This is a genomic window from Stackebrandtia albiflava (genome assembly GCF_007994225.1).
Lineage (GTDB): Bacteria > Actinomycetota > Actinomycetes > Mycobacteriales > Micromonosporaceae > Stackebrandtia > Stackebrandtia albiflava.
Window position 1 is genome coordinate 69,389 of record NZ_VLLL01000012.1, and the last position, 13,898, is coordinate 83,286.

The following is a 13,898-nucleotide window of genomic DNA, read 5'->3' on the forward strand; positions in this document are numbered from 1 at the left end:
GGCGGCCGGGACGGATCCCGGCCGCCGGTGTGACGGTTCAGTCCTGCGACCATCCGGGGATGGGGAAGGCCGCGCAGAAGTCGCGGACCTGGGCGGCGATACCGTCGAGGGCCTCCTCCTTGCCCTCTCGGGCGGCGGTGACGGCCTCGTCGATCCACGCCGCGATCTGCGGCATGTCCTTCTCGGTCATGCCGCGTGTCGTGACGGCCGCCGTCCCGATGCGCAGCCCGGACGGGTCCATCGGTTTGCGGGTGTCGAACGGCACCGTGTTGAAGTTCAGTTCGATGCCGGCGGCGTCCAGTGCCTTGGCCGCGGGCTTGCCGCCGATCTCCTTACCGGTCAGGTCCACCAGGATCAGGTGGTTGTCGGTGCCGCCGCTGACCAGGTCGAAGCCGCGTTCGGTCATCGCCGCCGCCAGTGCCTTGGCGTTGGCGACGATCTGGTGCGCGTAGGTGCCGAAGTCGGGCTGGGCCGCCTCCCGCAATGCGACCGCGATGGCGGCGGTGGTGTGGTTGTGCGGTCCCCCCTGCAGGCCGGGGAACACCGCCTTGTCGAGCGCCTTGGCCCGGTCGGCGGTGGACATCAGCATGGCGCCGCGCGGCCCTCGCAGCGTCTTGTGGGTCGTGGTGGAGACGACCTCGGCGTGCCCGACCGGTGTCGGGTGCGCGCCACCGGCCACCAGGCCCGCGATGTGGGCGATGTCGGCGAACAGGATGGCGCCCACCTCGGTGGCGATCTGCGCGAACGCCGCGAAGTCGACGGTGCGGGGGATCGCGGTGCCGCCGGCGACGATGAGCTTGGGCCGTTCCCGCAGCGCGACCTCCCGGACCTCGTCGAAGTCGATGCGGCCGGTGTCGCGGCGCACCCCGTAGTGCACGGCGTTGAACCACTTGCCGGTGGCGGAGACCTTCGCGCCGTGGGTGAGGTGTCCGCCCATCGGGAGTGACATGCCCAGTACGGTGTCGCCGGGCTGCATGAAGGCCAGGTAGACGGCGAGGTTCGCGGGGGAGCCGGAGTACGGCTGCACGTTGGCGTGTTCGACGCCGAACAGCGCCTTGGCGCGGGCGACCGCGATCTCCTCGATCTGGTCGATGATCTGCTGGCCCTCGTAGTACCGGCGTCCGGCGTAGCCCTCGGAGTACTTGTTGGTGAGCACGGTGCCGGTGGCGTCGAGGACGGCCTGCGACACGTAGTTCTCGCTGGCGATCAACCGGATCTTGTCGTGTTGCCGCCTGCCCTCCGCCTCGATGAGCGCGGCGATATCGGGGTCGGCGTCGGCGAGCCGCCGCGTCAACCTCGTGTACTGGTCACTCATTGTGATGGCACTCCTCACGCTTCGACGCCTGTCGTCGGTTGTGAGGCTATATCGGGAGCTCAGCCGCCGTTATCCCGGCTGTACAGCAGGTCGAGGATGGAACGGGCGGTCTCACTCCACCTGTCCAGCCATTCCTTCGACGGGGCCGAGGATCGGGGCGGCAGTTCCTGGAGCAGTCCGCGAAAAAGTGGGTGTACGGCCATGGACCGGTGAGCGTCGTCACGGCCGTCGAACTCGTCGACGGTCATGTCGCGCGGCCTGGGCATCCGGTCGGCGCGGAAGCCCTGCGGGTATTCGCCGCGCGGCAGCCGGTGATATTCGGCACCGGTCGGGTCGCGCCGGTCGTCGACGGCGACGGGTCTGCCGGGGTCGCGTTGCCGGGGGTCGTATCCGTCCGGGGGGAGGTCGTTCTTGTCATCGGGTTGTTTCACTCCGTCAGGGTGCCCGATGCGTCACGGTTTCGCGGGCATTTCCGGCTTCGCGTCGAAAATCTGTCACGGTCGGCGGTGCCGCGGTGACGTTTCGTGCCGGAATTTGCCGCCACACCTCGCAACCCATAGGCTCTCATCCATGTCTAAATCTGCTCCGATGGCGGCGGCCGGTGCGGCGTTCGGCGCCGCGGTGGCCACCGCGTTGGCACAGCTCGGCCTGGCGTCCGGCCTGGCGATCCTGATCTGGCGGGAGACCACCCCGGACTACTGGGCGTCCCACCTGTCCTGGGCGGCGTGGCTCGCCGCCGCATCCACAGTGGTGGGAGGTGCGATCGGGAGCCGGATGGCGCAGGGAACCGCGGGCCGGGTGCTGGCGTTGCCCGCCGCCGCGTTGGGCGGTTTCACCGTGGCCCCGCTGATCGCGATCCCGGCCATGCGGTTCGCCGACGCGGGACTGTCGGCCGCGCCGTTCTACGCCACCGGTATCGGCGTGCTGGCCGGTGTGGCGGTGACGGCGGTGGCCCTGGCGTCGCGGGCGGTCGCGGTGAACGTCGCGGCGTCGATCCTGTTGACGTGGCTGCTCGCCGGACTGGCGACCTTCGTTCCGGTCGGCGGTCTCGACGAGCCGATCCGGTTGGGGATCTGGGGTTCCTGGCGGGACCTGGTGGGGGCGTTGGGCACCGGCGCGGTGTCGCTGGCGCCGCCGATGCTGCTGGGTTCGCTCTTGATCGGTGCGGTGACCGCGTGGGCCGCCGGCCGGTCCGGCGACTCGGACTCGCGTGTCGTGGCGGTGTCGGGCATGGCGGGGCCGGTCCTGCTCATCGTCGGTTACGCCGCCGCGGGTCAACCCGACGTGGGCGTGGACCCGCAGTGGTCGGGGATCTGGACCGGCCTGTACGCCACGGTGGCGGGGCTGCTGGGTTCGCTGCTGGTGACCGCGTTGCGGGGCCGCCCCGCGCCCGCCCCGACGGAACAGCCGGTGCCGGAGCCGACCGGGGTCACCGAGCCGGAACCGGTGTCACCTGCGCCGTACCTGCGGGTCGACCACGACGAGAACCCCTGGGCGGCGACCGACCGGACCGATCCGATCATGCCGCCCCCGCCGCCGGGCCCGGACCCCGAACCCGAACCCGAACCGGCCACCACCGTCACCGCCCCCAAGAAGGCCGGGGGACGGGCCACCAAGAAGACGAAGACGCCCGATCCGGTGCCGGAACCGGCCGCGGCCGACGCGACCGAGGACTGGGTGACCGGGCTGAAGGACGACGACCCGTACGGTTTCGCGGAGACCGAGCCGGCCGCGACCGAACCCGCCGAACCCGAACCCAAGAAGCGGAAACGGCTGGGCCGTAAGAAGGCGGACTGACGGCGGCGCGCGCCGCGATATTCCGGTGCGCCGGTGGACGGCCGGTGCCAGTATCGGTCGTATGACGTCCGCGCAGATCCGCCCGCTCGACCTGACCGCCGACGCCGAGACGGTGGCCGGCCTGTTCGGGGAGGCGTTCCCCTTCCTGTTGTACGACGCCGGTTACCTGGCGCACCGGATCCGCGCCGCCGCGCGCCATCACCGGTTGGACCTGGTCGCCGAACAGGACGGCCGGGTCGTCGGGTTCGCCTCCACCCAGCTCGACGCGGAGAGCGACCTGCCGGGCGCGACCGTGGCGCAGGTCGTGGTGGCCGAGGCCCACCGGCGACAAGGGGTCGGTACCCGGTTGATCGACGAGTTGCGCGGGCACTGGCGACGGATCGGGTCGACGATGGTGGCGGGCCGGTTGACCGACGACGGCGCCGCGCGGTTCGCCGCGCGCAACGGGTTCTCGAAGTCCCGCACCGAACGGATCTCGCACCGGCCGTTGACCGGCCTGCCGGAACTGCCGGAGCTCCCGGCGGGGTACCGGTTGCGGCGGTTGGCCGAGCTTCCCGACATGCACGCCCTGCACCGGATCGATTCGGTCGTGGTGGCCGACATCCCGTCCGACGAGCCGTACAGCGTGTTGAGCTACGACGACTGGGTCGCCCTGCACGGTTCCGATCCGCGCCTGGACCGTGAGTCGACCACCCTGCTCTTCGACGGGGACCGGCCGGTCGCGGTGGCGTGGCTGGACCGCATCGGCGACCGGGTGTGGTCGGGCCTGACCGGGACCGACCGGGAGTACCGGGGTCGTGGCCTGGCCCGGCTGGTCAAGATCGCGGCGCTCCGGGACGCCGCCGCCCGCGGCGCCACCGACGCCTACACCAACAACGACGCCGACAACGCGCCCATGCTGGCGGTCAACAACCGGCTCGGTTACCGGCCGCACGCGACCCAGTACACGGTGCTGCGCAGGGTCTCCTGACGGGTCACACGCACGTGAGTCCTCAGAGGACTCGGGTCGGACGGGCCGGCCGGCACCCCGTTGTGCCGGGCCGGCCCGTCCGGCGGTTCGACGCCGTGTCACGAGTCACGGGTCGCGAGCTGGTTCACTCCGACGGCCACTCGTGCACCGGTCGGTTCGCGGACGAGTGGTGGATGTAGCGGCGCAGCATCTCCCGCAGCGCCTCGGTGCGGCTCAGACCGGTCTTCTCCAGCCGTTCCACACAGCGGATCTGCCAGATCGCGCCGTTGACGCCGGTGACGCACCGGCCCTCGATGACGTCGAGCAGTCGGCGGCGCACCGGCGCGTCGACGTCGAGGTCGGCGAGTCCGGCGTCCGCCAACGGAAGCAACCGGTCGAGGATCAACCGCCGCGCGGGGATCTCCCCGACGCCCGGCCAACTGAAGTGCGCGTCGAGCCCGTGCCGGGCGGCGGCGTGGAAGTTCTGTTCGGCCACCGCGAAGGGCAGCTTCCGCCAGATCGGCTCGCCCTGTTCGGCGAGGGCCCGTACCACTCCCAGGTAGAACGCCATGTTGGCGCACACGTCCACCGGGGTGGGGCCGGCGGGCAGTACCCGGTTCTCGACTCGCAGGTGCGGTCCGTCGTCGGCGACGTCGTACACCGGCCGGTTCCACCGGTACACGGTGCCGTTGTGGAGCCGCAGTTCGGACAGCCGAGGGGTGCGTCCGCTTCTGGCCAGCTCCACCGGTTCCTCCGGGTCGCATATCGGCAGGAGGGCCGGGAAGTACCGGACGTTCTCCTCGTACAGGTCCATGACCGACTTGATCCAGCGTTCACCGAAGAAGGTGCGCGGCCTGACGCCCTGCACCCGCATCTCGGCGGTCCGGGTGTCGGTCGCCTGCTCGAACAGCACGATGCGGGTCTCGGCCCACAGGCGGCTCCCGAACAGGTAGGGCGAGTTCGCGCCCGCGGCGAGTTGCGGGCCCGCGAACGCCTGCGCGGCGTTCCAGTAGCGGGGGAACTGCTCGGGCGTCAGTTGCAGGTGGAACTGGACGCTGGTGTTGGCGGCCTCCGGCGCTATGGAGTCGGCGAAGGCCTTGAGTGACTCCACCCCCTTGATGTCGATCTCGATCTCCTCGCCACGAGCCGCGAGGATCTGTTCGTTGAGCAGCCGGTACCGGTCTCCCGGTGACAGCACCCCCGGATGGGCGTGTTCGTGCCGCATCGTCGGCAGCGTGCCGATCAGTACCAACCCGGCGTGTGCCTTGCGGGCGCGCTCGTCGACCTCGTGCAGCCACGAGGTCAGCAGTCGTTCGTAATCGGCCAGGCCGTTCGCGGCCACGCCGCGAGGCGGGAGGTTGAACTCCAGGTTGAACCGGCCGAGTTCGTCCTGCACGTCCACGCCCGCGACACCGCCGCCTTCGGCCAGATAGGACAACACCTCGTGGTTCTTCATCGCGGGCTCGCACTCGTCGCCGACGAGGTTGAGCTCCAGTTCCATGCCGGTTAAAGTGCGTTCCACCGCGAACCGGTCCTCGTCGGCGAGCAGCCGCAAGGCGTCCAGGCACTGTCGCAGTTTGGATCGGTAGTGTCTGCGGTCGGCGAACGTGAACGCCCTCCGCTCGACTTCGTCACCCATCCGGACCTCCCCGGTCTAGTTGTGGTAGACCACAACCGTAGAGCGACAAGTGACGGATCCGCTACCTCGCGCGTGCCCGAAAAGAACCGTTATGGGTCACTGATGGATCACTTCTGTCGGAAGGCCGACAGCACACTAGACAGCCAGCTCACCAGGGGGATGAGCCGATCCGGGGACGTCCGCCGCGGCGGTTCCACTCCACACTCGAACGATGTCGCGTACCGATAGGACACCCCGCACCTCGCCCGCGTCGACCACGACCAGATGCCGGAAACCGCCCCGCACCATGGCGGCCGCGGCGTCCCGCAACGTCCACTCGGGATCGGCGAACACCAGGTCGCCGGTGAGGTGTGCGGCGACCAGTTCCAGGTCGGGATCCCGGCCCGCGCCGATCGCGATCATGATGTCCCGTTCGGTGATGATGCCGTGACCGTGGGCCTCCGGGTCCACCACCACCGCGGCGCCCACCCGCCGGTCCGCCATCAACCGGGCGGCCTGCCGCAGGCTGTGCGCGGGCCCGACCGCCAGCACGTCGGTAGTCATGGCCTCGGTGACTCGCATCGCCGTCACCTCCAATCTCCCGGGGGACCGGCTCGCCACGGCCCCTGCCGAAACGGTGGGCGTTCCCACATCATCCCGGCAAAGCCCCCGCACCGCAACGACTTGCCCGAAGTTCGGCACTTCCGGGTGGCGTACCGGTCTCGCAGGGCACCGGCGGCGGGTCCGTATCGTGAGCGTCGACCCGCGCCCGGCGCGGACCGCAGAGACAAGGAAGACGATGAGCTCACAGGCACCCGGCCGCACCCTCCGTTACCAGGACTTCCTCGGCAACAACCGCGGCGGCAACCTCTACACGCAGGTGGTGAACCAGCGGATCGGCGCGGTGTTGGCGCTGGTGGCGTACCGGCTGGGGTGGGCACCCACCGTGTTGACGTTGATCAACCTGCTGTTCTCGGTGGGGGCGGCGGCGCTGGTGGTCGTGGTGGCGCCGTCGGCGGCGGCCGGCGACACCCCGTGGTGGCCGACCGCGGTGGCGGCGGCCGTGGCGTGGCAGCTCGCGTACAGCCTCGACTGCGCGGACGGGCAGCTGGCGCGCGCGGCGGACATGAAGTCTGCGGCGGGCGCGCGCGTGGACATCCTGTGCGACGTGGTGAGCCAGACCGGATTCGTGGCGGCGGTCGCGACGGTGTCGACCGCGTACTCGCCGGAGCTGCCGACCTGGTTCGTCGCCGGGTTCGCGTCGCTGTGGATGGTGAACCTGGTGACGTCGATCCTGCAGACCGGGGAGCTGGGCGGTTCGATCGTGTCGTCCCGCAACCCGGTGTTCGAGGTGATCAAACTGATCCGCGACACCGGGGTGATCGTCCTGGTGATGCCGTTGATCCTCGTTGTCGCCCCACAGTGGATGGTGTGGTTCACGGGGTTCTTCACCGTCACCAACGGGCTGTTCCTACTGGCGAGCATCGCCTTCACCGCCCGCACCGCCCTGCGGGGCTGACGGCGTCACCCCTGGCGGCTCTCCCGGACCCGCCGGTAGATCTCCAGTTGCCGCGCCACCACGACCTCCGGCGAGAAGTGCGCCAGGTAGCGGTCCCGCGCGGCGACCCGCAGGCCGTCCGAGGCCGCGGCGATCCGCGCCATGCCGTCGGCGAACGCCGCCGGTTCGGCGGCCGTCACGACACCGGCGTCGGCGATCATGTGGGGCGGCCCGCCCAGGTCGGTCGTCAACACCGGCCGGGCGTTGGCCAACGCCTCGATCACGACCGTGGGCAGCACGTCCTCACAGACCGACGCGTTCACCACCACCGAGGCCCGCCGGATGTGCCCGGCCACCTCCTCGTGCGGCACCGGCCCGACGTACTCGACGTCGCCGCGTTCGGTCGCCGCCGCCGTCACGTGGTCACGCAGTTCACCGTCGCCGACGATCCGCAACGTGCCGAGCCGCCCCTCCGGGTGCCGCCGCCACGCCGACAGCAGCAGGTCCACGCCCTTCTCCGCCGACAGGCGACCGATGTACAGGAACCCGTCACCCGGCGTGTCGTGCCCGCCCGGGTCGGGGATGGAGTTCGGTTTGACCGCGATCGCGTCCGGGTCGATCCCGTAGTCCCGCAGGAACTGCGCGATCGCCTCGGTCAGGGCGATGAACCGGTCCACCCGCCGCCACGTCGACCGGTGCGTCACCAGGGCGGTGGCCATGACCGTGCTCTGCGCGCGCGAGCCCCGGTAGCAGGCGTGCCGCACACCCGGTAGCGGCACGGCGCGTCCCATGCAGTCGTGGCAGGGGCCCCCGTCACGGAAGAACAACCCGTTGACGCACACGTGCCGGAAGTTGTGCACCGTCTGCACCACCGGCACCCCGTGGCGTTGCGCGGTCCGCACCACCGCCGGGGACAGCAGCGGGTACGGGTTGTGCAGGTGCAGGACGTCGGGGCGTTCCCGCTCCAGCAGCGCCGCGAGGTCGCGTTGCGCCCCGGCCGCGTACACCGGGGACGCCGCCAGCGTCAACTTCCCGACCGCCGACAGGTCCGCGATCTCGTCACTCGACCGCAGGAACGGCACGACCTCCACACCGGCGGCCCGCAACTGGGCGATGTCGGTGTCGACGACCGCGTTCTCGCCGGACGGCTGCGCCGAGGAGTACCGGTTGTGCGCGACGACGACCTTCACATCCCACTCCATCACCGGGAACGCCGCGCCGGGTCCGCCGCGACCGGACAATCCTAGTGGCCCGCCCCGGCAGGCCGGGTGGCGCGAGAGCCGCCGCCGGCATCCACCGGTGACGCCGCCGCCACCAGCACCGCATCCGCCGAACGTCGCCGCGTACTCCCCGAATGGCGACCGGCGCGAAGCCGCCCACTAAAGTGCATTCGTGCGCCGAGCCAACCCGTCGCGTCGTCCGGCCCCTCCGGCCCGGTACCTTGACGATTCTGGTGTGAAGGATATGTGGTGACCACAAGCCTGCAGCGTCCGAATCCGATGGGACGCCGCCTGATCGAGACGCGAGTGACTGTGAACGTCGAACCGGTGACAAACGGCGTGCCCCGGTCGGCGTGGCTGCGCCGATCCACCGCCGCGACCTGGCACCGCCCCTACGCGACGCTGCTGTTCGCGCTCGACTTCCTCGCCGCCGTCGTGTCCAGCGCCACCGCGATCGTGTTCACACCGAGCCCCACCGCCGGATTCACCGACAAGGTCACCCAGGAACTCGACCCGATCTTCTTCGCCATCGCGTACTGGCTGCTCCCGTTGACGTGGCTGCTGGCGCTGTGGGCGAACGGGGCCTACGACCGCCGCTACCTCGGCATCGGCACCGACGAGTTCAAACGGGTCGTGCGGGCGTTCGTGTCGGTCGTGTCGGTGGTGTCGGTGCTGGCGCTGATGGTCAAGACCGACCTGTCCAGGCTCGCGGTGTTCACCGCGCTCACCGTGGCGTTGCTGCTGATCTCGCTGCTGCGTTACCTGGCGCGGCGCACCCTGTACGTGCTTCGCAAGAACGGCAAGGCGGTGCAGCGGGTACTGCTCGTCGGGTCGTACCCGGAGGCGCTGGAGGTGCACCGGGTCGTGACCCGCACCGCGCAGGCCGGCCTGGTCCCCGTGGGGATCTTCCTCACCGAGGGCGCCGCCTCGGTGCGCGGCATCAACACGCCGGTCCCGACGTTCGCCAACCGGGACGTCGTGACACTGGCCGCCGACCTGGACGCCGACACCATCGCCGTGTGCGGCAACGCCGGCGCCGAACCCGGTGAACTCCGCCGCCTCGCGTGGCAGTTGGAGGGCACCGGCCGCGACCTCGTCGTGGCCCCCCAACTCACCGACATCGCCGGCCCCCGCGTGCACATCCGGCCCGTGGAGGGCCTGCCGCTGCTGTACGTGGAGGAACCCACCCTCGCGGGCGTGTCGTGGCTGGTCAAGACCCTGCTGGACCGGGCGGCGGCCCTCATCGGCCTCGCCCTGCTGACGCCGGTGTTCATCGCGGTGGCGATCTCGATCCGGGTCACCAGCCCCGGCCCGGTGTTCTTCCGGCAGCCGCGGGTCGGCATGGAGGGCAAGACGTTCCGGTGCTGGAAGTTCCGCACCATGTACATGGACGCCGAGGAACGCCAGGCCGCCCTCATGATGCAGAACGAGTCCGACGGGCTGCTGTTCAAGATCAAGGACGACCCGCGGGTGACGTCGGCGGGCCGGTTCCTGCGCCGCACCTCCCTGGACGAACTGCCGCAGCTCATCAACGTCCTCAAGGGTGAGATGTCGCTGGTGGGTCCCCGGCCGCTGCCCGCCGAGAACGGCGACTTCCTGGGCGACGTGCGGCGGCGCCTGCTGGTGCGTCCCGGCATCACCGGGCTGTGGCAGGTGTCGGGACGCTCCGACCTGTCGTGGGACGACGCCGTCCGCCTCGACCTGTACTACGTGGACAACTGGTCGCTCACCGCGGACCTGCAGATCCTCATGCGCACCGTCGCCGTCGTGCTGCGCCGCAAGGGCGCGTACTGAACGATCCGTCACGCGAGACACGCGTTACGCCGGAAGTGACGGCGCGGTGGTCGTAACCTTGTGACATGACCGCTTCATCCCGCAACGGCCCCGGATCGCGACGGCCGAGCGCCCGGGCCGTGTCGCGGGTGCCCACGGCGGGGGAACGGCGCCGCGGCGCCGCCGGCTCGGGCGGCCGGGGCACCACCTACGGCGGACGCTCCGGACGCCGCACGACACCACCCGGCGGCCGCGCCAACCGGTTCGTCCTGGTGGCGTTGATCCTGTCGATCGTCGCCACGATCGGCGGCATCGGCGGCTGGGGTTACCTGGCGTCCCTCAACGGCGGCCTCGACCGGTTCGACGCGTTCGATGGCCTCGACGACCGCCCCGACAAGGTCGTCGAAGGCAGCCTCAACGTCCTGGTCCTGGGCAGTGACTCCCGCAACCCCGACAGCAGCGAGGGCTCACGCGCCGACACCATCATGATGCTGCACGTCCCCGCCGACGGCGGGAAGGCGTACATCGTCTCGCTGCCGCGTGACCTGTGGGTCGAGATCCCCGCCAGCGAGGACGGCTCGTGGGGCGGCGGCATGGGCAAGCTCAACTCGGCGCTGTCCTCCGGTGGACTGCCGTTGATGGTGGCGACCGTCGAGAACTACAGCGGCGTCCGGATCGACCACGTCATGGAGATCGACTTCGACGGGTTGAAGGAGGTCGTCGACGCGCTCGGCGGCGTCACGATGGACGTGGAACCCGCCACCGGTTACGACACGCTCGTGTCGATCCACAAGCCCTACCGCGAGTTCCAGGCGGGCGAGCAGGAACTCGACGGCGAGGAGGCGTTGGACTACGTCCGGCAGCGCAAACAGTTCCAGGACGGCGACTTCGCGCGGATGCGGCACCAACAGGAACTGCTGATGGCCATGATGGACAAGGCGACCAGCGCCGGCATCATCACCAACCCGAACGCCCTCCAGTCGTTCCTGACGTCGGTACTCGACGCGGTCAAGGTGGACCAGGAGTTCGACCTGGTCGCGACGGCCCTGCAATTCTCCCACCTGCGCAGTGACGACCTGGTGTTCCTGACCTGCCCCAACCTGGGAAGCCAGATCATCGGTGACGAGGACGTCGTCGTGTCGGATCCGGAGAACGCGGGGCCGATGTTCCAGGCGATCGGCAACGACGAGATGGCCGAATGGGTGAAGAACCACCCCGACGCCGTCAAGGGAAGCGACGCCGATACCCAGTGACGACCCGCCCGGCGGTGCGCGCCACTCCGCCGACCGGGCGGGATTTCCCGGCCGAACGCGCCCGGCGCGGCGTGTCGGGCCGTCGCCGTTCATCCGTTCGGGTGCTTAGACTGGTCCCCTGCCGCACCGGGCCGCGCGCCGCGCCGCCCGGCACCCCCGCGAGACCGTTCGACATCGGACCGCATCGGCGATCAAGGGACGACACTCATGAGCAGACGACGAGGCAGCCGGCGGATGACCCCCGCCCGTTCCCCATGGTGGGCCAAGGGGTTCGTCGGGTTCGGGGCGGTCCTGATGGTCGTGTCGCTGGCCACGGTCGGGTACGCGCAGGTGCTCCTCAACCAGGTCAACGACGCGATCACCACCGACGACCTCCTGGGCGACGACAGCGAGCCGGGGGGAGACCTGACCGGACCGTTGAACTTCCTCGTCATCGGTTCCGACATGCGTGACGACTGGGACAGCGCCCACTCCGACTCGATCATGATCGTCCACGTCAATGAGACGTTGACGTCGGCGAACATCATCTCGGTGCCGCGTGACCTGTACGTCACCATCCCCGACTGCGGCGACCTGTACACCAGCCCCTGCCAGTCCAAGGTCAACGACGCGTTCGCCGCCGGCGGCAAGGACGCCGCCGCGTCCGTGCAGAACCTCGCCCAGACCCTCACCTCACACACCGGGATCACCTTCGACGGCGCCGCCATGATCAACTTCGACGGTTTCGCGGACATGGTCGAGACACTGGGAAGCGTCGAACTGTGCGTCCCGTTCGACATGACGCTGGCCCACCCGAAGGGCACCTTCGTGGAGAAGGGCTGCAAGGACTACGACGCCCGGCTCGCCCTGGGGATCGTCCGGGAACGCTACTCGTACGGCCCCGAGACGCCCGGCTGGACACCCGAATGGGGAATCGGGGACTTCGGGCGGCAGCACATGCAGCAGCACTTCATCAAACAGCTCCTCAAACGCGCCAAGGACCTCGGCTACATGACCGACCCGACGAAGGTCGGCACCCTCATCGAGGGCATCGGCGACCAGATGCTGCTCGACCTCGGCGGCAGGTCCGTCATCGACTTCGCGTTCGCGTTGCGCGGCATCGACCCGACCGCGCTCACCACCATCCGGATCCCGTCCGAACCCATGGACATCAACGGCACCTCCTACGTCGTGACCCAACCGGGGCCGCAGGAGATCGCCGCCGAGGCCCTGTACGCGGCGGTCCGCACCGACGACCTGTCGGCGTGGGTCGGTAAGAACCCCGACTGGGTCAACAACGACAAGTGACCACCCGGATCGACCTCCGGCGTCGCCACGATCCCGACCAACTCACGTCACCGGGCAACTCCACACCCGTCTCAGTGCGTTCCTCAAGTGGTCCCACTCCCCGACCGAGGACGACACGATGGGCACACGTGAAGCCGGACGCCGGCACGCCGTTCCACGCCCGCCCTGGTGGGCGTTCCCGCTGACCGGGTTCGGTGCGCTGTTGACCGTGTTGTCGATCGCGACACTCGGCTACAGCGCGGTCCTCCTCCACTCCGTGGACGCCGCGCTGGAGGACAAGCCGCTGCTGCCCGACCAGGAGGCCCCCGACCCGGGCGACGAGATCACCGGGCCGCTGAACATCCTGCTCGTCGGCGCCGACCTGCGGGTCGACCGGCACAACCGGGCGTTGGCCGACACCATCATCGTCCTGCACATCGACCGGGACCTGGACACCGCGACCCTGGTCTCCATCCCCCGTGACCTGCGGGTCGACATCCCCGACTGCGGACCGGACGCGGGCGGCGCCGGCTGCCTCGACAAGATCAACGCCTCGTACTCGCTGGTCGGCCCGAAGGTGGAGGACTCCATGGCGAACCTCGCCACCACCCTGACCGACCTCACCGGCGTGACCTTCGACGGCGCGGCCGTCGTCAACTTCGAGGGCTTCCTCAGCACCGTGGAGATGTTCGGCGGCATCGAACTGTGTCTCTCGCAGGACCTCTACACCGAACACGGCGACGGTTTCTACCCCGCCGGATGCAACGAGTACGACCCCTCCGACGCCCTGTCCATCGTGCGGGAACGCAAGAACTGGCCCGACGGCGACTACGGCCGGCAGCGGATGCAGCAACACTTCCTCAGGCAACTGCTCAAGAGAGCCGAGCAGGAGGGCTACCTGTCCGACCCGACGAAGGTCGTCGCGCTGATCGACGCGATGGCAGGGCAGATCGTCTACGACCTGCAGGGCCGCGACGTCGTCGACTTCGCGGTGGCGCTGCGCCACATCGACCCCGACACCATGCAGACCCTGAAACTGCCGTCGACGACACAGAACATCGACGGCGTCTCATACGTGGTCATCCAACCCGGCAGTACCGACGACGTGCTGTCACAGTCGCTGTTCGCCGCGATCCGAGACGACACGCTGGCCGCCTGGGTCGCCGCCAATCCCGGGTACGTCAACGCCGACCCGGCGCGGCGGTGACG

The 13,898-nt window shown here is 69.8% G+C and carries 12 protein-coding genes; 7 read left to right on the forward strand and 5 right to left on the reverse strand.

Annotated features, from left to right (window positions below; all coding sequences use genetic code 11):
- Nucleotides 1-37 precede the first annotated feature (37 nt).
- On the reverse strand, nucleotides 38-1,315 hold the full coding sequence (locus tag LX16_RS25615; protein ID WP_147144548.1) for a serine hydroxymethyltransferase: 1,278 nt from the start codon (nucleotides 1,313-1,315) through the stop codon (nucleotides 38-40).
- Nucleotides 1,316-1,374: 59 nt separating this feature from the next.
- Entirely contained in the window at nucleotides 1,375-1,746 is a 372-nt protein-coding gene (locus LX16_RS25620) for a hypothetical protein (protein ID WP_147144549.1), read from the reverse strand.
- A 139-nt stretch (nucleotides 1,747-1,885) separates the two neighbouring features.
- On the opposite strand from LX16_RS25620, the gene LX16_RS25625 reads away from it, so the two are divergent.
- Nucleotides 1,886-3,112: a hypothetical protein gene (locus tag LX16_RS25625; protein WP_147144550.1), complete on the forward strand. Its 1,227-nt coding sequence runs from the start codon at nucleotides 1,886-1,888 to the stop codon at nucleotides 3,110-3,112.
- A gap of 61 nt (nucleotides 3,113-3,173) precedes the next feature.
- Nucleotides 3,174-4,082: a GNAT family N-acetyltransferase gene (locus LX16_RS25630; RefSeq protein ID WP_147144551.1), complete on the forward strand. Its 909-nt coding sequence runs from the start codon at nucleotides 3,174-3,176 to the stop codon at nucleotides 4,080-4,082.
- 124 nt (nucleotides 4,083-4,206) lie between these two features.
- Here LX16_RS25630 and LX16_RS25635 read toward each other — a convergent pair whose 3' ends face one another.
- Both LX16_RS25635 and LX16_RS25640 read right to left on the reverse strand, forming a co-directional pair.
- The gene (locus LX16_RS25635; protein WP_147144552.1) at nucleotides 4,207-5,700 is read right to left on the reverse strand and encodes a glutamate-cysteine ligase family protein; all 1,494 of its coding nucleotides are present in this window, start codon (nucleotides 5,698-5,700) and stop codon (nucleotides 4,207-4,209) included.
- Between the two features lie 135 nt (nucleotides 5,701-5,835).
- Nucleotides 5,836-6,261 carry a CBS domain-containing protein gene (locus tag LX16_RS25640; RefSeq protein ID WP_147144553.1) on the reverse strand — a complete coding sequence of 142 codons (426 nt, stop codon included), beginning with the start codon at nucleotides 6,259-6,261 and terminating at the stop codon, nucleotides 5,836-5,838.
- Between the two features lie 217 nt (nucleotides 6,262-6,478).
- Here LX16_RS25640 and LX16_RS25645 point away from each other — a divergent pair, with 217 nt between their 5' ends.
- The gene (locus tag LX16_RS25645; protein WP_147144554.1) at nucleotides 6,479-7,198 is read left to right on the forward strand and encodes a CDP-alcohol phosphatidyltransferase family protein; all 720 of its coding nucleotides are present in this window, start codon (nucleotides 6,479-6,481) and stop codon (nucleotides 7,196-7,198) included.
- Between the two features lie 5 nt (nucleotides 7,199-7,203).
- On the opposite strand, the gene LX16_RS25650 is transcribed toward LX16_RS25645, so the two are convergent.
- Entirely contained in the window at nucleotides 7,204-8,367 is a 1,164-nt protein-coding gene (locus tag LX16_RS25650; RefSeq protein ID WP_147144555.1) for a glycosyltransferase, read from the reverse strand.
- Nucleotides 8,368-8,676: 309 nt separating this feature from the next.
- Here LX16_RS25650 and LX16_RS25655 point away from each other — a divergent pair, with 309 nt between their 5' ends.
- The 4 genes from LX16_RS25655 (at nucleotide 8,677) to LX16_RS25670 (ending at nucleotide 13,896) form a co-directional block, all read left to right on the forward strand.
- Entirely contained in the window at nucleotides 8,677-10,191 is a 1,515-nt protein-coding gene (locus LX16_RS25655; RefSeq protein WP_147144609.1) for an exopolysaccharide biosynthesis polyprenyl glycosylphosphotransferase, read from the forward strand.
- Between the two features lie 65 nt (nucleotides 10,192-10,256).
- Nucleotides 10,257-11,423, forward strand: coding sequence for an LCP family protein (locus LX16_RS25660; RefSeq protein ID WP_147144556.1), 1,167 nt, complete (start codon nucleotides 10,257-10,259; stop codon nucleotides 11,421-11,423).
- 207 nt (nucleotides 11,424-11,630) lie between these two features.
- Nucleotides 11,631-12,710: an LCP family protein gene (locus LX16_RS25665; protein ID WP_147144557.1), complete on the forward strand. Its 1,080-nt coding sequence runs from the start codon at nucleotides 11,631-11,633 to the stop codon at nucleotides 12,708-12,710.
- A gap of 118 nt (nucleotides 12,711-12,828) precedes the next feature.
- On the forward strand, nucleotides 12,829-13,896 hold the full coding sequence (locus LX16_RS25670; RefSeq protein WP_147144558.1) for an LCP family protein: 1,068 nt from the start codon (nucleotides 12,829-12,831) through the stop codon (nucleotides 13,894-13,896).
- Nucleotides 13,897-13,898 lie beyond the last annotated feature (2 nt).

Bases quoted from the DNA above. Each gene is read 5' to 3' on its own strand.
- LX16_RS25615 (WP_147144548.1), bottom strand. From the start codon at position 1,315: ATGAGTGACCAGTACACGAGGTTGACGCGGCGGCTCGCCGACGCCGAC.
- LX16_RS25625 (WP_147144550.1), top strand. From the start codon at position 1,886: ATGTCTAAATCTGCTCCGATGGCGGCGGCCGGTGCGGCGTTCGGCGCC.
- LX16_RS25630 (WP_147144551.1), top strand. From the start codon at position 3,174: ATGACGTCCGCGCAGATCCGCCCGCTCGACCTGACCGCCGACGCCGAG.
- LX16_RS25635 (WP_147144552.1), bottom strand. From the start codon at position 5,700: ATGGGTGACGAAGTCGAGCGGAGGGCGTTCACGTTCGCCGACCGCAGA.
- LX16_RS25640 (WP_147144553.1), bottom strand. From the start codon at position 6,261: ATGCGAGTCACCGAGGCCATGACTACCGACGTGCTGGCGGTCGGGCCC.
- LX16_RS25645 (WP_147144554.1), top strand. From the start codon at position 6,479: ATGAGCTCACAGGCACCCGGCCGCACCCTCCGTTACCAGGACTTCCTC.
- LX16_RS25655 (WP_147144609.1), top strand. From the start codon at position 8,677: ATGGGACGCCGCCTGATCGAGACGCGAGTGACTGTGAACGTCGAACCG.
- LX16_RS25660 (WP_147144556.1), top strand. From the start codon at position 10,257: ATGACCGCTTCATCCCGCAACGGCCCCGGATCGCGACGGCCGAGCGCC.
- LX16_RS25665 (WP_147144557.1), top strand. From the start codon at position 11,631: ATGAGCAGACGACGAGGCAGCCGGCGGATGACCCCCGCCCGTTCCCCA.
- LX16_RS25670 (WP_147144558.1), top strand. From the start codon at position 12,829: ATGGGCACACGTGAAGCCGGACGCCGGCACGCCGTTCCACGCCCGCCC.